Origin of the sequence: Sphingobium estronivorans, assembly GCF_008692605.1 — a bacterium.
Taxonomy (GTDB): domain Bacteria; phylum Pseudomonadota; class Alphaproteobacteria; order Sphingomonadales; family Sphingomonadaceae; genus Sphingobium; species Sphingobium estronivorans.
The window spans coordinates 77,294-98,776 of record NZ_LFCT01000015.1 but is presented as its reverse complement, the minus strand read 5'-3'; the positions used below and the strand labels follow the sequence as shown (position 1 = coordinate 98,776).

Sequence of the window (21,483 nt, the reverse complement as noted above, 5' to 3'; positions counted from 1 at the left end):
GCGCGCCGCTTCACCGGACCTCGACCGTATAGAGTTCATCGGGCCGGAACCCCAGGCCCAGCGCCATGCGCGCCGCCACCAGCAGCACGATGGCGGCCAGGAGGACGCGCAGATATTCCGGCCGGATCGTCATGGAGAGGCGCGTCCCCACCTGCGCGCCGGTGACGCTGCCGATCAGCAACAGCATCGCCAGCACCAGATCGACCGCATGGGTGGTCATGGCGTGCATCATCGTCGTCGCCATGGTGACGAACAATATCTGGAACAGCGACGTGCCGACCACCGACTGGGTCGTCATGCCCAGCAGATAGAGCATGGCAGGCACCAGGATGAAGCCGCCGCCCACGCCCAGCAACATGGTCAGGATGCCCGTCGCCACGCCCAGCAGCAGCGGCGCCAGCGGCGAGATATAGAGGCCGGAGCGATAGAAGCGCCAGCGCATCGGCATCGCCGCGACCAGCGGATGGTGCCGCCGCTTGCGCGCCTGAATCTTCTTGCCGCTTTTCAGCACGATCAGCGCCTGGATCGATTCCTTCGCCATCAGCGAGCCGATGCCGCCCAGCATCAGCACATAGAGGATGCCGATCACCGTATCGATCTGGCCGATGGCCTGGAGCAGCCGGAAGATCAGCACGCCCAGCCCCGCGCCGACCACGCCGCCCGCGATCAGCACGCCGCCCATGCGGAAATCCACCGTGCCGCGCGACATGTGGGTGACGACGCCCGACACGCTGGCGCCCGTCACCTGGCTCGCGGCGGAGGCGGCCGCGACGGTCGGTGGAATGCCGTAGAATATCAGCAAGGGCGTGGTCAGGAATCCGCCGCCGACGCCGAACATGCCCGACAGCAGGCCCACCACGCCGCCCAGGGCAATGATGACCAGCGCGTTGACCGACAGGTTGGCGATGGGCAGGTAAAGATCCATGGAGGGATGGGGTTAAGCGCAATATGCGAAGAGATAAAGGCGTCCCCGCTTAAAAATCCGCACCGAGCGTCATCGCAAGGCCGGAGGCTGGCGCTGCCCGTCCCGCGATCCGCTCCCGCCATTCGATGTTGATCCGCGCCGCGACGGGTTTGATCGGCAGGCGCAGCTGAACTTCCGGGCCGACATCCAGCCGCTCGACCCGCGGCTGCGCGCCGCCCGACAGGCTGGCGCCGATCCGCAAGGGCGCGTCCCTGACCGGCGAGAGCAGCGACATCTTGCCATCGACGAACAGATCGTTCGACCGGAAACCGACCATGCCGCCCTGCGCATAGGCTTCGATTTCCAGTGAAGGTGCGACCGGCACCGGTCCGAACCCGCCCACCGCCATCACCGCATTGGCGTCGCGCCCGCCCTTGCCCAGTGCGATCCGGCGCTCGGCGGCGAAGCGGATCGGGATGTCGCGCTCCGGTTGCCATGCCAGCCCCAGCGCGGCTTCGGGAGACGCAGGCCGGTTCAGCGCCGCGCTCGCCCGCGCATACGCTGTCGCCCGGCTGGACGCGTGCGGCGTCAGGTCGAAATCGATGCGGACCCCCGCCTGCGACCCGCCAAGCCTCCCGCCCGCCACGGCATCGGCTCGCGTGGCGCTGCCGTCGCGCCAGAGCAGCCAGGCGCTGCCATGCCAGCGGTCGGGGCTGGCCGCCTGCGGCGAAGCCAAAGGCAGGGCGGGGGTCGGATTGATCGCCGGGGCGGCTTGCGTGACGGGGTCCTTCGCCGGCCTGGCCGCCGGAAACCGAGCCTCGACCTGGGTGGCGAGCGGAAAGAGGGTCGGCATCGTGCCGATTGGCGGAGCATGGTTCCATCTCCCATGCCGAACGACGCGCTCGCGCCCCTGCGTGACTTCCACGACAGCCTGCCAATTCAACAGATTGCTGCTTTCCGCCGAAACCGGCCGGATTGTCAAAGGTGCGGGGGGCAGGGGCCTGTCTGCCGACCCGCCCTCGATATCGCCCCCCTGGCTGAAGAGGCGAAGGGCGATCCAGCCGGCCATGACAAGCGCGAAGAAGCGAACCGGCCGTCCGCTTGCAGTCTGATTCATGCAACCGAGTCCAGATCGGGAAAGCGGTGCCGCGTCTTGTCCCAGGTCAACGGCTTACCGATCAGCGAGCGGAGGTAAAGGATCATCGCGCGCCGTGCGGCCATCATCGCAATGATATTGGCGATGATCGTGCGCGGCATCGCCCCCAGCCCATAGGCCCAGCCATAGCTCATCCCGACGAACAGGGCGCGCATCGCCATTCGCCATATCATGAAGCCGAAATTGACCCAGAGCAGCGCTTCCATGGCAGGCGTCGCTTTGACACCGCCGCCCAGCCCGAACAGGCTGCCTGCCAGCAACAGGCCCCATAGCAGCAGCGCCAGATAGGCCGTGAACAGGACGAAGGCGGCAAGCGCGGCGCGCCGGTCCCGCATACGCATCCACCATTCGGCGGGGCCGCCCTGCCAGCCCATGCGGTCCCATCCGGCGAGCGCGATGCCGACCATCCATCGCGCCTTCTGGGTGACGGCATCCTTCAGACTGTCGGGGAAATATTCCCTGGTCGCGACAAGATTTCCGTCGCTGTCCCGCATCCGAACGAACACGCCGCGCCCGCCCATATTGCCGATGCGCAGCCCGACCTCATAATCCTCGGTCAGCGAAGCCGGGTCGAACGGTCCGCCATTCTCCGGGTTCGCCAGGCGCTCCAGCATCGTCCGCTCAAACGCGCAGGCGACCCCGGCCGAGGGCATGGAGGCGCCCATCGCCTCACGGACCGTCAGATATTTTCCATGACTCTCGGCAAACTCGTCACAATAATGATTGGCAACCGCCCTTGCCCACCAGCCGCCCTGACCGGGCAGGGGCAGAACCGGAAGCTGGACGAGCTGGAACCGATCCGTCATCACGTCGAACAGGCGGATTTCATCGCGATGAACCACATCCTCCGCATCATGCAGGACGATGGCCTTGAACCGGACGCCGGTGCGGGCTTCTTCCTTCAGCATGGCGCGCCAGACGACGTTCAGGCAATCCGCCTTGGTGGTCGGCCCGTCCCGTTCATTGATGCAGAGGATCAGCCTGTCCTCGTCCGCCGCCATCGGCGCTATGACATCCAGCGTCGGTCGGTCGTTTGGATAAAGGCCGATGAAAATCCGATAATCCTGCCTTCCCCAATGGGCGAGCGCGTGCCGCAGCATCGGTCCGATCACATCCGCCTCGCGCCAGGCGGGAATGAAGATCGCGATGCGCCCTGGATGGGCGGAAGGGGGCAGGGTGGCGGTCGTCATCCGCCGATGGCGGGAATAGACGGTCAGCTTGCGCCATAAGTGGCGGCACAGGAACAGCATATCGATGATGAAATCATCGACGCCGCCCACCGCCAGTCCCACCACCGCGAACAGCAGGATTTCGTGATGCATCTTCGCCAGCAGGGCGAAGAATAACTCCCCCACGTTTCAAGCCCTTCTGTGTCCCCAGCGGCGGGCTATGCCAGCAACAAATTGATTTTCAAACGATTATTCATTTACTTTGGCGTTTGACCTGTCGATGGCTTTTCTGGAGAAAGTCATATGATCTGGAACAAGCGACCATGCTGACCCGCCGGCCCTCGGCGCTGCGCGATTTCCTGACCGGCGAAGCCGGAGGCGGGGTGTTGCTGATGGCGGCGGCGGCTTTCGCTTTGCTGATGGCCAATCTGCCGGGCGAGGCGGGGCATTTCTACCACGCGTTCGTCCATGCGGAAATCGGGCCGGAATGGACGCCGAAGCTGGGGCCGATGACCGTCCATCTGTGGATCAATGACGGGCTGATGGCGATTTTCTTTCTGCTGGTCGGGCTCGAGATCAAGCGGGAGCTGGTCGATGGCGGCCTCTCCACCTGGGAACGGCGGCGCCTGCCGTTCATCGCCGCCGCGGCCGGCATGGCGGTTCCCGCCGGCGTCTATCTGCTGCTGGCCGGAGGAACTCCCGGCCTTTCGGGCGGCTGGGCGATCCCGGCGGCGACAGACATTGCCTTCGCCATCGGCGTGGTGGCGCTGCTGGGCCGCAGGGTGCCTGCTTCGCTCAAGCTGATGCTGACCGCGATCGCCATCGTCGACGATATGGGCGCGGTGGCGATCATCGCGCTCGCCTATACGCAGGGCATCGACCTGGCGGCGCTGGCCGCGGCGGCCGTGATGCTCCTGCTGATGTTCGGCCTCAACCGGCTGGGCGTCCAGCGGCTGCTGCCCTATATGCTGGCCTTTGCCGCCTTATGGTATTTCACGCTGCTCTCGGGCGTGCACGCGACCGTGGCGGGCGTGCTGGCGGCGATGTTCGTGCCGATCAAGCCGACGCCGGGCGCGCCCGATGCCGCCGACAGCCCTTTGCATCGCCTGGAACATGCCGTGCATCCCTGGAGCGCCTATCTGATCGTGCCGCTGTTCGGCTTCGTCAATGCCGGGGTCGCGCTCGATGCCGCGGCGCTGGGCGCGTTGCTGACGCCGCTGCCGCTGGGCGTCGCAGCCGGCCTGTTCCTGGGCAAGCAGATCGGCATTTTCGGCGGCATCTGGCTGGCCGACCGGCTGCGCCTGTCGCGGCGCCCCGCCGGCACGAGCTGGGCGCAGATTTACGGCATGGCGCTGCTGTGCGGGATCGGCTTCACCATGAGCCTGTTCATCGGCGCGCTGGCTTTCCCCGCGTCCCCGGCGCTGGTCGAGCAGGCGAAGATCGGTATTCTGGCGGGATCGTTGCTCTCGGCCGTCCTCGGATATATCATCCTGCAACGGGCGGAATCGCGCCGCTGACGGCGCGGTTATCCGTTGGACCGCTCCGCTGCCGCGTTGGATGGAATCGCACGCTTATGGTGGCAATGCTATCCTGCGATCCGCCGAACGAGCGAATCGCACAAGGATGCGAAGACCCTGACCAATCCCTTTCAGCGATCAGGAGGGCGAATATGATTCGAGAGATGGATGTCAATTATCTGCTGCATCGGCAGCAAGTGGCATTGATCCGCGCGCAACTGAGCGGATCTGCCAAGGGCCGGGCGGCCTATGAAGATCTGGCACGGGGCTATACCGACCGGATCGACGCCTATCGCCGCGAAAATGAGAGGCTGGTCGATCTGGCGCATTAGCGGCAGCATCGTGCGGAAAAGTGGAAGCCAGTTTTCCGCGAAAACGATGCGACAACAACGTCGCCATCGTGCGGAAAAGTGGGAACCGGTTTTCCGCGAAAACGATGCGACAACAACGTCGCCATCGTGCGGAAAAGTGGGAACCGGTTTTCCGCGGAAACGATGCGACAACAACGTCAACATCGTGCGGAAAAGTGGAAACCGATTTTCCGCGAAAGCGATGCGATACAAAAAAGCTCCAGCGCGCGACCTGCGTCTAATTTGCCGCAGCGCGCTCCGGATCACCGCCGGGCGATCAGGCGGCCTATGGACTGACGGTGCCTGTCGTCACCGCCGCATTCCTTTTCCAGAACCGTCTTGATCTTCTCCAGTTCCGCATCGGTCAGATGTTCGATGCCGATGAATTCGTTGCGCGCCGTTTCGATGGCGCGGATCAATTCGTCCATCTTCGCCTGAATCGCGGAACTGTCGCGGTTCTGCGCATTCTGGATCAGGAACACCATCAGGAAGGTGATGATCGTCGTGCCGGTGTTGATGATGAGTTGCCAGGTGTCGGAATATTGAAAGACCGGGCCGGTCACGACCCATATCAGGATCACCAGCATCGCCAGGATGAAGGCCATGGGCTGGCCGGACCAGCTGGAGACCCGGTGCGCAAAAGCAGTAAATATTCGATCCATTTCTTGCTCCGCATTTAGCCTCTGTTCAGCCCATGCTTGCCATGAAGGCGCCATGACAACCATCCCCCTTCGCACACTGGCCTGCGGGCTTGGCGCTTCGCTTCTTCTCGCGTCCTGCGCGACCGTTTCGCCCGAATCGCGCGTGCGCGCCGGGCTGATCGACGCCGGAATATCGCCTCGCATGGCCGGCTGCATGGCCGAAAGAATGGCGGACCGGCTGAGTATCGGACAGCTCCGCAGGCTCCAGTCGCTGGCCTCGCTCCGCAAGTCCCACATGGGCGACATGACCGTCGACCGCTTCCTCTACAAGGTGCGCGCGCTGGACGATCCGGAGATTTTCGCGGTGACCAGCAAGGCCGCGCTCATCTGCGCCATCGACCGCTGATTTCGCAATAAAGGCGAGCCGCGCTTCGCACAGGTTTTGCAATTTTGCAAAGTGGTTTTGCGAAATTTGCTGGTGTTGGCGTTTCGCCTGTGCTTAGCCGCTGACCATCCAGTTTCAGCGGAAAGGACGGGCGAGCCCCATGAACATTCACGAATATCAGGCGAAGGAATTGCTGGCGAAATATGGCGCGCCGATCGCCGCCGGTTACGCCGCTTTCTCCGTCGAGGAAGCCGTTGAGGCCGCCAAGAAGCTGCCTGGGCCGCTTTATGTCGTGAAGTCGCAGATCCACGCCGGTGGCCGCGGCAAGGGCAAGTTCAAGGAACTTGGCGCAGAAGCGAAGGGCGGCGTTCGCCTCGCCTTCAGCCTGGACGAAGTGAAGGCCCACTCGGCCGACATGCTCGGCAACACGCTGGTCACCATCCAGACCGGCGACGCGGGCAAGCAGGTCAACCGCCTCTACATCACCGATGGCGCCGACATCGCGAAGGAATTCTACCTCGCCCTGCTGGTCGACCGCGCCAGCAGCCGCATCGCGTTCGTCGTGTCGACCGAAGGCGGCATGGACATTGAAGAGGTCGCCCACTCGACCCCGGAAAAGATCCACACCTTCACCGTCGATCCGGCCGCCGGTTTCCAGCCGCACCACGGCCGTTCGGTCGCCAACGCCCTGGGCCTGACCGGCGATCAGGCGAAGCAGGCCGCCAAGGTTGCCTCGTCGCTCTACGCCGCGTTCCTCGACACCGACGCCGAGCAGATCGAAGTCAACCCGCTGGCACTGACCGAGCAGGGCAACCTGCTGGTGCTGGACGCCAAGGTCGGTTTCGACGGCAACGCCATGTTCCGCCACAAGGACATCGCCGAACTGCGCGACCTGACCGAAGAAGATCCGGCGGAAGTCGAAGCGTCGGAATATGACCTCGCCTACATCAAGCTGGACGGCAACATCGGCTGCATGGTGAACGGCGCGGGCCTGGCCATGGCGACCATGGACATCATCAAGCTGAACGGCGAATTCCCGGCCAACTTCCTGGACGTCGGTGGCGGCGCCAACAAGGAAAAGGTGACCGCGGCCTTCAAGATCATCCTGAAGGACCCGGCCGTGAAGGGCATCCTCGTCAACATCTTCGGTGGCATCATGAAGTGCGACATCATTGCCGATGGCATTGTCGCCGCCGCCAAGGAAGTGAACCTGTCGGTTCCGCTGGTCGTCCGCCTGGAAGGCACGAACGTCCAGCAGGGCAAGGACATTCTGGCGGCTTCGGGCCTGGCCATCGTCCCGGCGGACGATCTGGGCGACGCAGCCAAGAAGATCGTGGCGGAAGTGAGGAAGGCAGCCTGACACGGCTTTTCGCCTGAACAGACACCAAAGGGTGCGGGTGGTCCGGGAACGGGCTGCCCGCGCCCGTGTTCGCATTGGCGGACTTTGGCGTGAATGAAGGAAGGATGTTGGAAATGAAGATCCTTGTGCCCGTGAAGCGGGTAATTGATTACAATGTGAAGCCCCGCGTGAAGGCGGACGGCACGGGCGTCGATCTGGCGAACGTGAAGATGTCGATGAACCCGTTCGACGAAATCGCGGTCGAGGAAGCCATCCGCCTGAAGGAAAAGGGCGTGGCGACCGAGGTGGTGGCGGTGTCGATCGGCGTCGCCAAGTCGCAGGAAACGCTGCGTACGGCGCTGGCCATGGGCGCGGACCGCGCGATCCTGATCCAGACCGACGATGAAGTCGAACCGCTGGGCGTCGCCAAGCTGCTCGCCAAGGTCCAGGAAGAGGAAGGCGCTGGCCTCGTCATCCTGGGCAAGCAGGCGATCGACGACGACAGCAACCAGACCGGCCAGATGCTCGCCGCTCTGCTGAACCTGCCGCAGGGCACTTTCGCCTCGAAGGTCGAGGTTGCCGATGGCAGCGTCAGCGTGACCCGCGAAGTCGACGGCGGCCTGGAAACGGTGAAGCTGAACACCCCGGCGATCATCACCACGGACCTGCGTCTGAACGAGCCGCGCTATGCCTCGCTGCCCAACATCATGAAGGCGAAGTCGAAGCCGCTCGCGCAGAAAACCCCGGCCGATTATGGCGTGGACATTTCGGCCCGTCTCGAAACGCTCAAGGTCACCGAACCCGCCAAGCGTTCGGCTGGCGTGAAGGTGGCCGATGTCGATGAACTGGTCGCGAAGCTCAAGGCTCTGGGAGTTGCCGCATGAAGACGCTTGTCTGGGTTGAACATGAGGGCGGCGCCGTCAAGGACGCGACCCTTTCCGCCGTCACCGCCGCTGCGAAGCTGGGTGAAGTGCATCTGCTGGTCGCCGGCGCTGGCGTCGGCGGCGTGGCCGACGAAGCCGCCAAGATCGCGGGCGTGGGCAAGGTCCATGTCGCCGATGACGCCGCTTTCGGTCACGCGCTGCCCGAAAACGTGGCGCCGCTGATCGTCGAGCTGATGGGCAGCCATGACGCGTTCGTCGCGCCCGCCACCAGCAACGGCAAGAATATCGCGCCGCGCGTCGCGGCTCTGCTCGACGTGATGCAGATCAGCGACATTCTCTCGGTCGAGAGCGAAGACACCTTCACCCGTCCGATCTATGCCGGCAACGCGATCGCGACCGTCAAGTCGAAGGACGCCAAGAAGGTTCTGACCGTGCGCGGGACGGCTTTCGAGAAGGCTGCCCGCGACGGCGGTTCGGGCACGGTGGAAGCCGTGTCCTCGACCGGCGACAAGGGACTGTCGTCCTTCGTCGGCGCCGAGATCGCCAAGCAGGAACGTCCTGAACTGACCTCGGCCAAGATCATCGTGTCGGGCGGCCGTGCGCTCAAGGACGGCGAGACGTTCGAGGCGACCATCTTCCCGCTGGCGGACAAGCTGGGCGCGGCGGTCGGTGCTTCGCGCGCTGCCGTCGACGCTGGCTATGTGCCGAACGACTATCAGGTCGGCCAGACCGGCAAGATCGTGGCCCCGGAAGTCTATATCGCGGTCGGCATCTCCGGCGCGATCCAGCATCTGGCGGGTATGAAGGACAGCAAGACCATCATCGCCATCAACAAGGACGAAGACGCCCCGATCTTCCAGGTCGCGGACATCGGTCTTGTCGGCGACCTGTTCAAGGTCGTGCCGGAGCTGGTCGAAAAGCTCTGAGCAAAACCCATTGCGTTTGAAAGGAGGGCGCGGGCTTCAGGTCCGCGCCCTCTTTCGTTTGTCTATTCGCAGCGCACATCGCTCTTGTCGATGGCGCGCCCGGCCAGCGCGCCGCCTGCGCCGCCCAGAATCGTGCCCAGCGTCTTGGAGCCGCCGGGGGCGATGACATTGCCCAATACGCCGCCTGCTATGGCGCCGACGATGGTGCCGGTGGTGCCGTCGTCGCGCTTGCAATAATAGCGGCCGTCATTGTCGCGGTAGATATAGTCATTGTCGCCGATCTGGCGCCCACCATGCCGATGGCGGCCATAGCCGTCGTGGCGCCCGGGGCGATCATAGCCGTAGCGGCCGCCATCCCCATCCGTGACGCAGGCCGTCAGCGGCAGCGCGAGCAGCATGGCTGCCAATAGAGGTGTGCGCATGGTCCGTCTCTCCTTACATCGCCCCTGCGGGGAGAATAACCCTTTGGGTGGAGGGAAGTTGCCAAAATAGTCTGCCCGCCACGGCCACCCAAAAGGGGGAAGGCAGCCGGGCGGGCAGTGAAACCAGCGGTGAGAGGGTGTTCGACCGCTGGAAAAAAGGGTTCAGGCCAACATCAGGATGATGCGAGCGGCGATGTGGAAGCGGCGGGCACCGGTGAGGAGGACAGGTTGGATTGGGGCATCGCGGCACTGTCGCGATGCTTGTCGAGTTCGCCCTTCGCCTCATTATAGCGGGAGACGAGGTCGTCCTTGAACTCGGTCAGCTTGCCTTCGTCATAGAGTTTCTTGCCGACATAACCGGCAATCGCGCCGAAAATCAGGGTGCGGATCATGGGGGGTGGACTCCTTGTTCCGGGGGTTCGCACGGATAACGGGCGCGGCGCTGCGTGGTTCCGGATGGCGCGACGGAATGTGGCGCGGGCGCGACGCGGCGGATCGGGACGCGAAAAAAGCGCAAGCTGTCCCCCGATCGCCCCGGATGCGGGGCGTCGGATCCCATCACTCCGCGGCCACGGCCTCCATCCCCAACAGCGGCGCCAGATAGCGTCCGGTAAAGCTGCGGCCGTTCTTCGCCACCTTCTCCGGCGTGCCTTCGGCGACGACTTCGCCGCCCTTGACGCCGCCTTCCGGTCCCATGTCGATGATCCAGTCGGCGGTCTTGATGACATCGAGATTATGCTCGATCACGACCACGCTGTTGCCCTGTTCGACCAGCGCGTGAAGGACTTCGAGCAGCTTGCGCACATCCTCGAAGTGGAGGCCGGTGGTGGGTTCGTCCAATATGTAGAGCGTGTTGCCGGTGGCGCGGCGGGACAGTTCCTTGGCGAGCTTGACGCGTTGGGCTTCGCCGCCGGAGAGGGTGGTGGCCTGCTGGCCGACCTTGATATAGCCCAGGCCCACTTCGGCCAGCATCGCCATCTTGTCGCGGATCGGCGGCACGGCCTTGAAGAATTCCACCGCATCCTCGACCGTCATGTCGAGCACGTCGGCGATGCTGTGGCCCTTGAACTTCACCTCCAGCGTCTCGCGATTGTAGCGGGCGCCGTGGCAGACGTCGCAGGTGACATACACATCGGGAAGGAAGTGCATCTCGATCTTGAGCACGCCGTCGCCCTGACAGGCTTCGCAGCGGCCGCCCTTGACGTTGAAGGAGAAGCGCCCCGGCTTGTAGCCGCGCGCCTGCGCTTCGGGGAGGCCGGCGAACCAGTCGCGAATGTTGGTGAAGGCGCCGGTATAGGTGGCCGGGTTGGAGCGGGGCGTGCGGCCGATGGGCGACTGGTCGATGTCGATCACCTTGTCGCAATGTTCGAGGCCGGTCACCTTGTCATGCGGGCCTGCGACGATGCGGGCGCCGTTGAGGGCGCGGGCCGAGGCGGCGTAGAGGGTGTCGATGGTGAAGCTGGACTTGCCCGACCCGGAAACACCCGTGATGCAGGTGAAGGTGCCGAGCGGGATCGACGCGGTGACGCCTTGCAGATTGTTGGCGCGGGCATTGTGGACGGTGAGTTTCTTGCCCGTGCCCTTGCGGCGCTTGGCGGGGACTTCGATGCGGCGGGTGCCGTTCAGATAATCGGCGGTCAGGCTGTCCTTGTGGGCGAGGAGCTGGTTGAGGTTGCCCTGCGCCACGATGGTGCCGCCATGGACGCCCGCGCCCGGCCCCATGTCGACGATGTAGTCGGCGGTGCGGATCGCGTCCTCGTCATGCTCCACCACGATGACGGTGTTGCCGAGGTCGCGCAGGCGTTTGAGGGTCACGAGCAGCCGGTCATTGTCGCGCTGGTGCAGGCCGATGGACGGTTCGTCGAGGACATAGAGGACGCCCGACAGGCCGCTGCCGATCTGGCTGGCGAGGCGGATGCGCTGGGATTCGCCGCCGGACAGGGTGCCGCTGGTGCGGTCGAGGTTCAGATAGTCGAGGCCGACATTGTTGAGGAAGCCGAGGCGTTCGACGATTTCCTTGAGGATGGCCCTGGCGATCTGGTTCTGCTGGTCGTTGAGGTGGGTGGGGAGGTTCTGGAAGAAATTCAGCGCGTCGACCACGGAGCGGCGAGTGGACATGCTGATGTCTTCGCCCGCGATCTTGACGGCGCGGGCTTCGGGCTTGAGGCGGGCGCCGTCGCAGGTCTCGCAGGGCATGGCGGTCTGATATTTGCTCAGTTCCTCGCGCATCCAGGCGCTGTCGGTCTGGAGCAGGCGGCGGTTGAGGTTGCCGATCACGCCCTCGAAGGGTTTCTTGACCTCGTAGCTCTTCTTGCCGTCGACGAAGCGCAGGGTGACGGGCTTGCCGGCCGTGCCGTGGAGGATGACGATCTTCACCTCGGGCGGAAGGTCGGCCCAGGGGGTTTCGAGGTCGAAGCCGAACTCTTTCGCAAGAGAGCCGAGCACCTGCATATAATAGGGGCTGGGCGGGTTGGATTTGGCCCAGGGGACGATGGCGCCTTTTTTCAGGGTGAGGGCCTCGTTGGGGACGACCAGTTCCGGGTCGAACTCCTGCCGTTCGCCCAAACCGTCGCAGGCCGGGCATGCGCCTTGCGGGGCATTGAAGGAGAAGAGGCGCGGCTCGATCTCCGATATGGTGAAGCCGCTGACCGGGCAGGCGAATTTCTCGCTGAAGACGATGCGGTTGGCGGGGACTTCGGCGCCTTTCATCTTCCCTTCCGCGCCACCGCCGGAGACCCCGGCCTGCGCCGGGGTGACGGATTGGGCGAGGTCGGCGACCGTCCCGTCGGCAAGGTCGACATAGGCGAGGCCGTCGGCCAGTTTCAGCGCCTGTTCGAAGCTGTCGGCCAGCCGGGTGGACATGTCGTCGGTGACGGCCAGCCGGTCGACCACGACTTCGATGTCATGCTTGTATTTCTTGTCGAGGGCGGGGGCGTCCTCGATTGCGTAGAGTTCGCCGTCGATGCGCACGCGGGTGAAGCCAGCCTTCTGCCACTCCGCCAGTTCCTTGCGATATTCGCCCTTGCGGCCGCGCACCACGGGGGCGAGGAGATAGAAGCGCGTGCCTTCGGGCAGCTGCATCACCCGATCGACCATCTGGCTGACGGTCTGGGCGCTGATGGGCAGGCCGGTGGCGGGGCTGTAGGGAATGCCGACGCGCGCCCAGAGCAGGCGCATATAGTCGTAGATTTCCGTGACCGTGGCCACCGTCGAGCGCGGGTTGCGGCTGGTCGTCTTCTGCTCGATGGAAATGGCGGGGGAGAGGCCCTCGATATGCTCGACATCGGGCTTCTGCATCATCTCCAGAAACTGGCGCGCATAAGCGGAGAGCGACTCGACATAGCGGCGCTGCCCCTCGGCATAGATGGTGTCGAAGGCGAGGCTCGATTTGCCCGAGCCGGACAGGCCCGTGATGACGATCAGGCTGTCGCGCGGCAGGTCGACATCGACGCCCTTGAGATTATGTTCGCGCGCGCCGCGCACGCTGATGGTCGTCAGCATTCGGCAAACCTCTGCTGAGAAATCGTGGTCAGACTCATAGGGGCGTGTTGTTCCAGATTTGTTCTTCGGGGGCAAGGCTTCGTCGCGGGAAGATAGGGTGCCTGCGGCAAAAGGAAAAGGTCGCGGCTTTTCTCCGCCGGGCCGCTGGGCTAGGGCCGGGGGATGAGCGGGATTTCGGTTCGGATGCGGCATGTCGTGCTGGCGGCTGCGGTGACGCTGGCGGGCTGCGGCGGGGGCGTGACCTACCGCCCGGTGAGCGATGTGCCGGTGCGGGTGGGTAAGCCCTATAGCGTGAAGGGCATGACCTATGTCCCGGCGGCGGACCCGGCTTACGATTATCTGGGCTATGCAAGCTGGTATGGGCATGAATCGGGCAATCAGACCGCCAATGGCGAGCGGTTCCGGCCCAGCGCGGTGACGGCGGCGCACACGACGCTGCCCCTGCCCAGCTATGTCGAGGTGACGTCGCTCGATACGGGACGGACCATTTTGGTGCGGGTGAACGACCGCGGGCCTTTTGCCGGGCGCAGGCGGATCATCGACCTGTCGCGCGGCGCGGCGGAGCAGCTGGGGATCAGGGCCGCGGGCCATGCGCCGGTGCGGGTGCGGGTGGTGGCGCCGCCGGAAAAGGACAGGCGCACGCTGCGCGACGGCAAGGAAGCGCCGATGCGGCCCCCGGTCGATGAAAGGACCTTGGCCAATTTGCGGGCGCAGCTGGCAGCCCAGCCCCGCTGATGTCGTTCGTGGAAGCCTGTCGTCGGTTCGTCGCCAGTGGATGCTGCCGGGCGTGGAGCATGCGCGGATCATCGAATGGTCAAAACAGATATTTTATGCCAGGATATAGTGCGAGCCGATAGCAAGAGGCTCCGATACGGCTTGACCGGACCGGGGTCGTCTTGCGGGCACGAAGTTTCAGAGATTCCGGAGAGCCCGACAGCTTCCTGGATGCACCCCCGGCCTTTTCCCTTGCGCCGGGGGTGCTTTTTTATGCGCGTCATCCGTCTTGGCATTGTCATTTTACGCTACGGAAAGCGTGTTTTTTCGTCGTAAAACAGTTGTTCGTCTATTCGTGACGGCATTTGGTCGAGACAAGCGTCGTTGGCCGACGCAGCGGGGCGCCGGTCGAAAGCGGAAAGCGACGCATTCGCATCGCGCCTAAACAGGATGCTGCGAAGACAGAGGCGATGATCTGTTTTGAAGGGCCGCTCTTCTCTTCGCTGGAGGTCCGCTGCGAGCGGACAGGAACAGTTGAGGAGATATATGATGATCGTCGTGAAAATGATCGCTGCCGCCAGTACCGCCGCCCTGCTGGGCGTTGCCGCGACCGCGAGCGCCGCTGAATTCGAATCCAACGGCAAGACCAGCGAAGTTCGCTATCAAGACCTGGATCTGTCGAGCGCGAAGGGTCAGAACGCCCTGAAGGGCCGGATCTGGAGTGCCGCCTGGAAAGTATGCCAGAATGGCGCGACCTCGGCCGAGATCAGGAAATGTCAGTCGGTCGCCGCGGCCCATGTCCGCAGCAATGTGGAACTGGCGATTGCCAAGGCCAATAATGGCGAACGCTATGCCGATATGGGCAAGGACAAGCCGCTCGGCGCCGGCAACTGATACCAGGGCGCGATGAGTTTGACTCATCGGACCTGGGTAAAGCCCGCGCCGCGCCTGAGCGAAACCCACTTGTGATCGGTCGAAGACCGAGCGCGATGGTATGACATCCTGCTTCGACGATGCGCGAAAGGCCCGGGGCGACCCGGGCCTTTTCGCCTTGTCAGCCCAACGGGTTTACCGCCCCGTCAGGGCGCGGGCGTTGGCGAGATAGGTACGCCCGATGCGGATTTCGGTGTCGTCGGCCAGGCAGGCGGACCAGACGCCGCTGCCGTCATGGCGCAGCCGGGCGATATATTCGCGGCGCACGATATGCGACCGGTGCAGGCGCACGAACTGCTGCGGGTCCAGCCGGTTTTCCAGCGAGCTGATCGTCTGGTGCAGCAAATAGCTGTTCTGCCCGACGTGCAGCCGCATATAGTCGCGCTCCGCCTCGATTCGGTCGATCTGCACGGCGCCCAGGCGAATCAGTTCCGACCGGTGCGGCACCCAGAATTCCTCTGCCCATTCGCTTTCGGCCTCCCGGCTGGTCGCGGGGGCGGTGGCGGCGTGGTTGCCCAAGGCCTGCTCCACCCGGTCGACGGCGCGGGACAGGCGCTCATGCGCAACGGGCTTCAGCAGATAATCGACCGCCGCCAGATCGAATGCCTCGACCGCGAAACCTTCGAACGCGGTGACGAAGATCACCGCCGGGCAGATACCCATGCGCGATGTCGCCCGCGCCACGCCGATGCCGTCGAGCAGCGGCATGGCAATGTCCAGCATCACCAGATCCGGCTCCAGCCCCTCGATCAGGCGCAGCGCCGCCTCCCCGTCGCTCGCCGTGCCGACCAGCGCGATGCGCGGCTCGCGGGCGCAGAGCATCTGGAGCCGTTCCACCGCCAGCGGCTCATCGTCGACGATCAGGGTACGGATGGTCATTCAGCTGCTCCGCCGGACGATGGGAAGGGTGAGGTTCACCGCAAAGCCGCCGGTCGAGCGTGGACCATAATCGATCCGGCCCCGATCGCCGAAGCGCGCGGTCAGCCGGTCGCGCACATTGGCAAGGCCGATGCCGTTGCCCGCATCCGCTTCGCTGGGCGGATGATCGCCATTGTCGGTCACGCTGAGCCGCAGCATCCCGTCCTCTTCCCGCGCGGCGATGGTGATGGTCACAGGGCTGGAGGTGCGTGACACGCCATATTTGATCGCGTTTTCGACCAGCGGCTGGAGGATCAGCCCCGGCACGCAGGCATTCAGCAGCGTGTCCGGTATCCGGATGCTGGTCGACAGGCGGTCGGGAAAGCGCACCGTTTCAATATCCAGATAGAGTTTCTGGAGATGCACTTCCTCCTCCAGCGACACATCCTCCAGCGGATCGCCGGTGAGGCTGGTGCGGTAGAAATTGGAGAGGGACAGGATCATCTGCTCCGCCTCGTCGCGCCGGTCCTTCATCACCAGCGAGGAGAGTGAATTCAGCGTGTTGAACAGGAAATGCGGATTCACCTGATAGCGCAGGGACCGCAGTTCCGCCTGCTGCGCGGCGCGTTCGAGGCGGTCGGCGCGGCGCGCCACCCGATGCGCTTCGCTGGCGTAGGACAGCGCGAGATACAGCCCCGCCCAGGCCGCGAGGAAGAAATAGCGGCTGATCGCGTCCTCGACGATCTGCATCAGGGCAAAACCCTGTTCGCTGGCATATTTCTGATAGTCGGCATCGGGGAAGAGCGACGCGGGATCGTAGATGTTGAACACGTAGAAATTGGCCGCCGCCGTCGCCAGCGCGAAGGGCGCCGCGAGGCTGAAGGCAGCGACGATGCGCGCGATCAGCGGCCTGCCGTCGAAACGACGCAGGCAGAGATAGAGGACCCAGGTGACGACGATGCCGATCACCGTCACCACGGCGCGGCGCGCGGCCATCGCCCCCTGCGCTTCGAACCCCATGACGGAGGCGCGCAGCGTCACCAGCACCGCATAGAAGAACCAGAAACCCAGTATCGAATAGAGCGCGACCGTCGGCGGCACGCCAGGCTCGCCGTCTTCCATCTTTATGTTCATGGCCCCAGTCTAGGCCAAGCGGAGCGCGCTGTCGCCCCTGGGGCGTGATGCTGGTCGAAACGTTCCATGCGTTTGTCGATGAAGGGGCCCGGGTCATGAAGAGGCTGGGGCCGATCAAGGGGCTGGGGTCGATCAAGGGAACCGGGGCGGGGGCGGCCCGTTGATCCGATGAGGCGCATAAGTGCGTCCAGAAGGAGAATGGCATGACCGACAAGACCGATATCCGGCCCAACAGCCGCGAGGAAGCGCATGACAAGCGTCCGACCGATGCGCAGGATCATGCGGTCAGCCCGGAGGAAAAGCTGGACGAGGGGCTGAAGGATTCGATGGATGCATCCGATCCGCCGGCCGTGACCGCGCCGGGCGATCATGGCGATCCGGTGCCGTCCTCCGGTTTTCCGGAAGGGAAGGATAAGAAGGCGGGGCGATAGACGGGCCGGGAAATCGTGATATGATCGAGACGGAAAGGGCGGAACGACGCCGCCTTTTCCGCAGGTGAGAGGAGCCACTTCATATGCCGACTTCCGCCACTCCCGCGATCGAGCGCATTGCCCGGGTTCTGGCCGGGCGCCAGATCAGCCTGAACGGCGAGGGCAGCGATCCGCACGCGGCGAGCGCAGTCGATGCCGCCTGGCAGGACCATGTCGACGATGCCTATGCGATCCTGCATACCCTGCGCGAGCCCGATGCGCGCATGGCCCAGGCCGGGGACGTCGCGGTATGGCGCAACATGATCGGCGCGATCCTGGAGCGCCGCGCCGACTGAGGTTCATGCGCCGACTTTCAGGACGGAGCGCATTGGCCTGACGGAGCCGTCGTGGCATAAGCGGCGGCATGACCGGGCCAGCCTTGAAAATCAAAATCCAGCTTTATTGCGGCGAGGAAATCGCCATGGGGCCGGGCAAGGCCGACCTGCTCGACGCCATCGCCAGCGAGGGGTCGATTTCCGCCGCCGGGCGCAAGCTGAAGATGAGCTATCGGCGATGCTGGATGCTGGTGGATGTCCTGAATCGCTGCTGGACGCAGCCGGTGGTCACGACCTCGACCGAGGGCGCGCAACTGACCGATTTCGGGCGGGACCTGCTGGCGCGCTACCGGGCTTTGCAGGCCGTCGCGCAGGAAAGCGCCGCGGGAGGCGGGGCGGAGCTGGCGGATCGGCTGCGCGCCGCGCCGTTGCCGGTTCAACCGTCGGATTGAACCATCGGGAAGGCGAGCGCTTAAACTATTTGGCGCATTCACAAAAATTACATGTTGCGCCGCACAAGGAAAAATGATTCCCTATGCTTGTCGGTCGGACCGGCGCTTAAGCTTGTAGAAACCATAATGGGCGCATGGTTTGCCGATCGACTTGAAGTCGGAGGGCATGAGCATGGGCACGAGTGCAAGACCTGCGGACGGGGCCATCACACTGGCGGAATTGCGTGAATTCGCCAGCTTCCCGACCGCCACGCAACGCTATATCCGTCGATCGCTGGACATCGGCCTTCATCGGCGCGACGCCATGAAACTGTGGTCGCGCGACATGGTGGAAGAAGCCAGCATCCGCGCGCAGGCCCGGATTTACGGGCGGCTTGAGGAAATCAAGACGATGGTGCCCGACGACAGCGGCCTGGACCAGATGGAACCGTTCATGGCGCCGCTGGTGACGGTATCGGCTTTCGACCTGGGCCAGGACCGGCTGTGCAGCTTTTCGGCCTATCGCTTCCTGTATGAACGGCTGTTGGGGGCGGGGGCGCGGCCGTGGCTGCCGGGCGCATTCTGCGCGGCGGCGAGCCTGCCGCATCTGCATCCCGAAAAGCGCCGGGCGCTGCTCCAGTCGATCAGCGAAGCGGCGGCGACCGCCGTGGGCTGGTCGAACCGGGAACCGACTTTCTACCCCGAATGGGTGGAGAAGGTCGATCTGAGCAAGGCGAACTGAGCCTCCTCCGATCCACGCCCGTCCGGGGGGATGGGCGTGGGGAGGGCGGCGTCAAACGCGTTCAGCGCCGCCGATAGCGGAAATACCAGACTTCGTGCCCGATCCGCCGGGCCTTCGCCTCATAGCGGGTTTCGGGCCAGCCGCCGGGCCGGTTCTGAAAATCCTTCGCTTCGCTGGCCAGCCATTCGAAATCGGGATGGCCGTTCATCACCATCAGCGCCCAGCGCAGATAGACGGGGTGATCCGTGCCGAATCGGAATTCGCCGCCCGGTTTCAGCTTCTTCGCGATCATCGCGACCGGACCCGGATTCATCATGCGGCGCTTGGCGTGGCGGGCCTTGGGCCAGGGGTCGGGGTGGAGCAGATAGACAAAGCTGAGCGCGCCGTCGGGAATGCGGTCGAGCACCTGGAGCGCGTCGCCCATATGCACGCGGACATTGCCCAGCGCCTGATCGCGAATATGGCCGAGCGCGGTGGCGACGCCATTCAGGAACGGTTCGCAACCGATGAAGCCATGGTCGGGCAGCAGGTCGGCGCGATAGGCCATATGCTCGCCGCCGCCAAAGCCGATCTCGAAATGGAGCGGGCGGTCGTAGCCGAAAAGGTCGGCGGCGGTGACCGCGCCGTCTTCCGGCACGGCAACGGCTGGCAACAGCGTGTCGACCAGTTCCTGCTGGCCCGCGCGCAGCTTGGGTCCGGACTGGCGGCCGTAAAGGCGGTTGAGCGTGGTCGGATCGCCGGATTTATGCGCTGTCATGGCCGCGCCGATAGCGGGCGGCGGCGATGGGGGCAAGTCGGGATGATGGGGGCCTCCTGTCCCCGGTGTTGAGGAGATGGGCCGGGGACAGGAGGAGGTAACCTCAGCGCCGGGGCTGGCGGCGGCTGGGGCTATTGCGTTGGAGACAGGGTGCAACGATGCGTGACCGGCCCGGCGATCCGAACCTTATACCAACCCGCTGAGATGCTGACGCATCACGGATTGGAAAGGCTCAAGCGCGGCACGGGCTTAACCAAGGCGCAATGAGTCAAGCGCATTGCGCCTTGCTATTAGGTCAGGTCATTTGCACTTGATGAACTTGCCCTTGGCGTCGCGGCACGGACCCTTTTTGGGCGCCGGTTTGGCTGTGGCCTTGGGCGGGCATTTGATGAATTTGCCCTTGGCGTCCTTGCAGGGCGCGGCAAGCGCCGGAGCGGCGCTGCCGGCTAAGAGGGCGAGGCTGAGGAAAGCGGAAGTCAGCGTCCTTGTCATCGCATGTCCCTTTATTCAGAGGGAAAGTTGCCGGACCCGACAGGGGTGCGGGCCCGACACGCCGCTTATCGCTGTTTTTCGCGTTTCAGGCTAATGAACTTTTCGTCATTTTGCCGCCATGCTGATCGGGAAAGCCTGCTTCGGGATCAGGCGGTTGCGGGGACGGCGTTCATGAAAAAGGGGGCGCCGACGGATCGGCACCCTCCTTTTTCATCGGCGCTGGCGCGTGGATCAGAGCGCGGCCTTCAGCTTTTCCACCAGGTCGGTGCGTTCCCAGGGGAAGAAGTCCCCCTCGGGCTTGCGGCCGAAATGACCGTAGGCGGCCGACGGCTGGTAGATCGGCTTGTTGAGGCCGAGATGCGTGCGGATGCCGCGCGGGGTGAGGCCGCCCAGTTCCTTGATATTCTTGATCGCGTTTTCGATCCTGTCGTCGCCGACAGTGCCGGTGCCGTGGGTGTCGACATAGAGCGACAGCGGCTCCGACACGCCGATGGCATAGGCGAGCTGGATCGTGCAGCGACGGGCAAGACCGGCCGCGACGATGTTCTTCGCGAGGTAACGGGTGATGTAGGCCGCCGAACGGTCGACCTTGGTCGGGTCCTTGCCGCTGAACGCGCCGCCGCCATGGGGCGAAGCGCCGCCATAGGTGTCGACGATGATCTTGCGGCCGGTAAGGCCGGCGTCGCCGTCCGGGCCGCCGATTTCGAAGCTGCCGGTCGGGTTGATGTGATAGACGGTTTCGTCCGAGAGCAGTTCGCCGGGCAGGACTTCGGCCACGACGCCCTTCACATAGGCCTTCAGTTCCGCGTCCTTCGCGCCTTCGTCATAGCCCGGCGCGTGCTGGGTCGAGACGACGATCGCGGTGGCGGCGGCGGGCTTGCCGTTTTCGAAGCGCAGGGTGACCTGGCTCTTGGCGTCCGGCTCCAGGAAGGGGGCGCGGCCCGAATGACGGTCGGCGGCCATTTTTGCCAGGATCTTGTGGCTATAGTCCAGCGTGGCGGGCATGAGATCGGGCGTTTCGTCGCAGGCGAAGCCGAACATGATGCCCTGATCGCCGGCGCCTTCGTCCTTGTTGCCCGCGGCGTCGACGCCCTGCGCGATGTGCGCGGACTGGCCGTGGAGGTTGTTTTCGAAGCGGAAGCTTTCCCAGTGGAAGCCGTCCTGCTCATAGCCGATGCGCTTGACGGTTTCGCGGACCGCGCGTTCGATCTCTTCCTGCGCGCCGGGGGCCCAGGCGCCGTTTTCATAGACGCCCTTGCAGCGGATTTCGCCCGCCAGCACCACGAGCTGGGTCGTGGTCAGCGTTTCGCAGGCGATGCGGGCTTCGGGGTCCTTCGACAGGAACAGGTCGACAATGGCGTCGGAAATCTGGTCGGCGACCTTGTCGGGATGGCCTTCGGAAACCGATTCCGAGGTGAAGAGATAGTTATTGCGCATGGGACTCCCGTTACCACGCTCTGCGGACGAGCGATATAAAGAAAAG

Annotated in this window: 24 protein-coding genes; 12 read left to right on the top strand and 12 right to left on the bottom strand. The window is 64.4% G+C overall.

The window, feature by feature from the left end:
- Positions 1-10: 10 nt before the first annotated feature.
- From F7P65_RS11830 to F7P65_RS11820, 3 genes are read right to left on the bottom strand one after another with little or no spacing between them, the layout of a single operon-like run.
- Positions 11-925 carry a sulfite exporter TauE/SafE family protein gene (locus tag F7P65_RS11830; RefSeq protein WP_150291939.1) on the bottom strand — a complete coding sequence of 305 codons (915 nt, stop codon included), beginning with the start codon at positions 923-925 and terminating at the stop codon, positions 11-13.
- A gap of 49 nt (positions 926-974) precedes the next feature.
- Positions 975-2,021, bottom strand: coding sequence for a hypothetical protein (locus F7P65_RS11825; RefSeq protein WP_150291938.1), 1,047 nt, complete (start codon positions 2,019-2,021; stop codon positions 975-977).
- On the bottom strand, positions 2,018-3,415 hold the full coding sequence (locus tag F7P65_RS11820) for a glycosyl transferase family protein (protein WP_150291937.1): 1,398 nt from the start codon (positions 3,413-3,415) through the stop codon (positions 2,018-2,020). Before F7P65_RS11820 ends, F7P65_RS11825 begins: the two co-directional genes overlap by 4 nt.
- 137 nt (positions 3,416-3,552) lie before the next feature.
- On the opposite strand from F7P65_RS11820, the gene nhaA reads away from it, so the two are divergent.
- Positions 3,553-4,746 (top strand): Na+/H+ antiporter NhaA, encoded by a 1,194-nt coding sequence (gene nhaA, locus F7P65_RS11815; RefSeq protein ID WP_150291936.1) that lies wholly within the window; start codon positions 3,553-3,555, stop codon positions 4,744-4,746.
- A 152-nt stretch (positions 4,747-4,898) separates the two neighbouring features.
- Entirely contained in the window at positions 4,899-5,078 is a 180-nt protein-coding gene (locus tag F7P65_RS11810) for a hypothetical protein (RefSeq protein WP_150291935.1), read from the top strand.
- 281 nt (positions 5,079-5,359) lie between these two features.
- Here F7P65_RS11810 and F7P65_RS11805 read toward each other — a convergent pair whose 3' ends face one another.
- A complete protein-coding gene (locus F7P65_RS11805; protein WP_150291934.1) occupies positions 5,360-5,758 on the bottom strand; it encodes a low affinity iron permease family protein in 399 nt (132 codons plus the stop codon).
- 52 nt (positions 5,759-5,810) lie between these two features.
- Between F7P65_RS11805 and F7P65_RS11800 the strand changes: the two genes are divergently transcribed.
- The 4 genes from F7P65_RS11800 to F7P65_RS11785 all read left to right on the top strand — a co-directional run bounded on the left by F7P65_RS11800 (position 5,811) and on the right by F7P65_RS11785 (position 9,271).
- Positions 5,811-6,143, top strand: a complete 333-nt coding sequence (locus F7P65_RS11800; protein ID WP_150291933.1) for a hypothetical protein — start codon at positions 5,811-5,813, stop codon at positions 6,141-6,143.
- A gap of 139 nt (positions 6,144-6,282) precedes the next feature.
- Positions 6,283-7,482, top strand: a complete 1,200-nt coding sequence (gene sucC, locus F7P65_RS11795; protein WP_150291932.1) for an ADP-forming succinate--CoA ligase subunit beta — start codon at positions 6,283-6,285, stop codon at positions 7,480-7,482.
- Positions 7,483-7,595: 113 nt separating this feature from the next.
- Positions 7,596-8,345, top strand: a complete 750-nt coding sequence (locus F7P65_RS11790; RefSeq protein ID WP_150291931.1) for an electron transfer flavoprotein subunit beta/FixA family protein — start codon at positions 7,596-7,598, stop codon at positions 8,343-8,345.
- Positions 8,342-9,271, top strand: coding sequence for an electron transfer flavoprotein subunit alpha/FixB family protein (locus F7P65_RS11785; protein WP_150291930.1), 930 nt, complete (start codon positions 8,342-8,344; stop codon positions 9,269-9,271). Before F7P65_RS11790 ends, F7P65_RS11785 begins: the two co-directional genes overlap by 4 nt.
- A 62-nt stretch (positions 9,272-9,333) precedes the next feature.
- Here F7P65_RS11785 and F7P65_RS11780 read toward each other — a convergent pair whose 3' ends face one another.
- From F7P65_RS11780 to uvrA, 3 genes are all read right to left on the bottom strand, one after another.
- Entirely contained in the window at positions 9,334-9,693 is a 360-nt protein-coding gene (locus F7P65_RS11780; RefSeq protein ID WP_150291929.1) for a glycine zipper 2TM domain-containing protein, read from the bottom strand.
- A 173-nt stretch (positions 9,694-9,866) separates the two neighbouring features.
- Positions 9,867-10,085 (bottom strand): hypothetical protein, encoded by a 219-nt coding sequence (locus F7P65_RS11775; protein ID WP_150291928.1) that lies wholly within the window; start codon positions 10,083-10,085, stop codon positions 9,867-9,869.
- 166 nt (positions 10,086-10,251) lie between these two features.
- Positions 10,252-13,194, bottom strand: a complete 2,943-nt coding sequence (uvrA, locus tag F7P65_RS11770) for an excinuclease ABC subunit UvrA (RefSeq protein ID WP_150291927.1) — start codon at positions 13,192-13,194, stop codon at positions 10,252-10,254.
- A 162-nt stretch (positions 13,195-13,356) separates the two neighbouring features.
- On the opposite strand from uvrA, the gene F7P65_RS11765 reads away from it, so the two are divergent.
- Entirely contained in the window at positions 13,357-13,929 is a 573-nt protein-coding gene (locus F7P65_RS11765) for a septal ring lytic transglycosylase RlpA family protein (protein ID WP_150291926.1), read from the top strand.
- A 525-nt stretch (positions 13,930-14,454) separates the two neighbouring features.
- On the top strand, positions 14,455-14,802 hold the full coding sequence (locus tag F7P65_RS11760) for a UrcA family protein (RefSeq protein ID WP_240334275.1): 348 nt from the start codon (positions 14,455-14,457) through the stop codon (positions 14,800-14,802).
- A 174-nt stretch (positions 14,803-14,976) separates the two neighbouring features.
- Here F7P65_RS11760 and F7P65_RS11755 read toward each other — a convergent pair whose 3' ends face one another.
- The gene (locus tag F7P65_RS11755; protein ID WP_150291924.1) at positions 14,977-15,720 is read right to left on the bottom strand and encodes a LytR/AlgR family response regulator transcription factor; all 744 of its coding nucleotides are present in this window, start codon (positions 15,718-15,720) and stop codon (positions 14,977-14,979) included.
- Positions 15,721-16,833: a sensor histidine kinase gene (locus F7P65_RS11750; RefSeq protein WP_150291923.1), complete on the bottom strand. Its 1,113-nt coding sequence runs from the start codon at positions 16,831-16,833 to the stop codon at positions 15,721-15,723.
- 203 nt (positions 16,834-17,036) lie between these two features.
- Here F7P65_RS11750 and F7P65_RS11745 point away from each other — a divergent pair, with 203 nt between their 5' ends.
- From F7P65_RS11745 to F7P65_RS11730, 4 genes are all read left to right on the top strand, one after another.
- Entirely contained in the window at positions 17,037-17,264 is a 228-nt protein-coding gene (locus F7P65_RS11745) for a hypothetical protein (RefSeq protein ID WP_150291922.1), read from the top strand.
- Between the two features lie 83 nt (positions 17,265-17,347).
- Complete coding sequence (locus F7P65_RS11740; protein ID WP_150291921.1) at positions 17,348-17,599, top strand: hypothetical protein; 252 nt, start codon at positions 17,348-17,350, stop codon at positions 17,597-17,599.
- Between the two features lie 68 nt (positions 17,600-17,667).
- Complete coding sequence (locus F7P65_RS11735; RefSeq protein ID WP_150291920.1) at positions 17,668-18,030, top strand: winged helix-turn-helix domain-containing protein; 363 nt, start codon at positions 17,668-17,670, stop codon at positions 18,028-18,030.
- Positions 18,031-18,202: 172 nt separating this feature from the next.
- The gene (locus F7P65_RS11730) at positions 18,203-18,751 is read left to right on the top strand and encodes a hypothetical protein (RefSeq protein WP_150291980.1); all 549 of its coding nucleotides are present in this window, start codon (positions 18,203-18,205) and stop codon (positions 18,749-18,751) included.
- A 61-nt stretch (positions 18,752-18,812) separates the two neighbouring features.
- Here the strand turns inward: F7P65_RS11730 and trmB are convergent, their stop codons facing one another.
- From trmB to metK, 3 genes are all read right to left on the bottom strand, one after another.
- Positions 18,813-19,508, bottom strand: a complete 696-nt coding sequence (gene trmB / locus F7P65_RS11725) for a tRNA (guanosine(46)-N7)-methyltransferase TrmB (RefSeq protein ID WP_150291919.1) — start codon at positions 19,506-19,508, stop codon at positions 18,813-18,815.
- Positions 19,509-19,808: 300 nt separating this feature from the next.
- The gene (locus tag F7P65_RS11720; RefSeq protein ID WP_150291918.1) at positions 19,809-20,000 is read right to left on the bottom strand and encodes a hypothetical protein; all 192 of its coding nucleotides are present in this window, start codon (positions 19,998-20,000) and stop codon (positions 19,809-19,811) included.
- A 231-nt stretch (positions 20,001-20,231) separates the two neighbouring features.
- A complete protein-coding gene (gene metK, locus F7P65_RS11715; protein WP_150291917.1) occupies positions 20,232-21,437 on the bottom strand; it encodes a methionine adenosyltransferase in 1,206 nt (401 codons plus the stop codon).
- Positions 21,438-21,483 lie beyond the last annotated feature (46 nt).

Bases quoted from the DNA above. Each gene is read 5' to 3' on its own strand.
- F7P65_RS11785 (WP_150291930.1), top strand. From the start codon at position 8,342: ATGAAGACGCTTGTCTGGGTTGAACATGAGGGCGGCGCCGTCAAGGAC.
- F7P65_RS11825 (WP_150291938.1), bottom strand. From the start codon at position 2,021: ATGAATCAGACTGCAAGCGGACGGCCGGTTCGCTTCTTCGCGCTTGTC.
- F7P65_RS11780 (WP_150291929.1), bottom strand. From the start codon at position 9,693: ATGCGCACACCTCTATTGGCAGCCATGCTGCTCGCGCTGCCGCTGACG.
- F7P65_RS11810 (WP_150291935.1), top strand. From the start codon at position 4,899: ATGATTCGAGAGATGGATGTCAATTATCTGCTGCATCGGCAGCAAGTG.
- F7P65_RS11735 (WP_150291920.1), top strand. From the start codon at position 17,668: ATGACCGGGCCAGCCTTGAAAATCAAAATCCAGCTTTATTGCGGCGAG.
- F7P65_RS11800 (WP_150291933.1), top strand. From the start codon at position 5,811: ATGACAACCATCCCCCTTCGCACACTGGCCTGCGGGCTTGGCGCTTCG.
- nhaA (WP_150291936.1), top strand. From the start codon at position 3,553: ATGCTGACCCGCCGGCCCTCGGCGCTGCGCGATTTCCTGACCGGCGAA.
- F7P65_RS11740 (WP_150291921.1), top strand. From the start codon at position 17,348: ATGCCGACTTCCGCCACTCCCGCGATCGAGCGCATTGCCCGGGTTCTG.
- trmB (WP_150291919.1), bottom strand. From the start codon at position 19,508: ATGACAGCGCATAAATCCGGCGATCCGACCACGCTCAACCGCCTTTAC.
- sucC (WP_150291932.1), top strand. From the start codon at position 6,283: ATGAACATTCACGAATATCAGGCGAAGGAATTGCTGGCGAAATATGGC.
- F7P65_RS11760 (WP_240334275.1), top strand. From the start codon at position 14,455: ATGATGATCGTCGTGAAAATGATCGCTGCCGCCAGTACCGCCGCCCTG.
- F7P65_RS11830 (WP_150291939.1), bottom strand. From the start codon at position 925: ATGGATCTTTACCTGCCCATCGCCAACCTGTCGGTCAACGCGCTGGTC.
- F7P65_RS11720 (WP_150291918.1), bottom strand. From the start codon at position 20,000: ATGACAAGGACGCTGACTTCCGCTTTCCTCAGCCTCGCCCTCTTAGCC.
- metK (WP_150291917.1), bottom strand. From the start codon at position 21,437: ATGCGCAATAACTATCTCTTCACCTCGGAATCGGTTTCCGAAGGCCAT.
- F7P65_RS11765 (WP_150291926.1), top strand. From the start codon at position 13,357: ATGAGCGGGATTTCGGTTCGGATGCGGCATGTCGTGCTGGCGGCTGCG.
- F7P65_RS11775 (WP_150291928.1), bottom strand. From the start codon at position 10,085: ATGATCCGCACCCTGATTTTCGGCGCGATTGCCGGTTATGTCGGCAAG.
- F7P65_RS11805 (WP_150291934.1), bottom strand. From the start codon at position 5,758: ATGGATCGAATATTTACTGCTTTTGCGCACCGGGTCTCCAGCTGGTCC.
- F7P65_RS11745 (WP_150291922.1), top strand. From the start codon at position 17,037: ATGACCGACAAGACCGATATCCGGCCCAACAGCCGCGAGGAAGCGCAT.
- F7P65_RS11790 (WP_150291931.1), top strand. From the start codon at position 7,596: ATGAAGATCCTTGTGCCCGTGAAGCGGGTAATTGATTACAATGTGAAG.
- F7P65_RS11755 (WP_150291924.1), bottom strand. From the start codon at position 15,720: ATGACCATCCGTACCCTGATCGTCGACGATGAGCCGCTGGCGGTGGAA.
- F7P65_RS11750 (WP_150291923.1), bottom strand. From the start codon at position 16,833: ATGAACATAAAGATGGAAGACGGCGAGCCTGGCGTGCCGCCGACGGTC.
- uvrA (WP_150291927.1), bottom strand. From the start codon at position 13,194: ATGCTGACGACCATCAGCGTGCGCGGCGCGCGCGAACATAATCTCAAG.
- F7P65_RS11730 (WP_150291980.1), top strand. From the start codon at position 18,203: ATGGGCACGAGTGCAAGACCTGCGGACGGGGCCATCACACTGGCGGAA.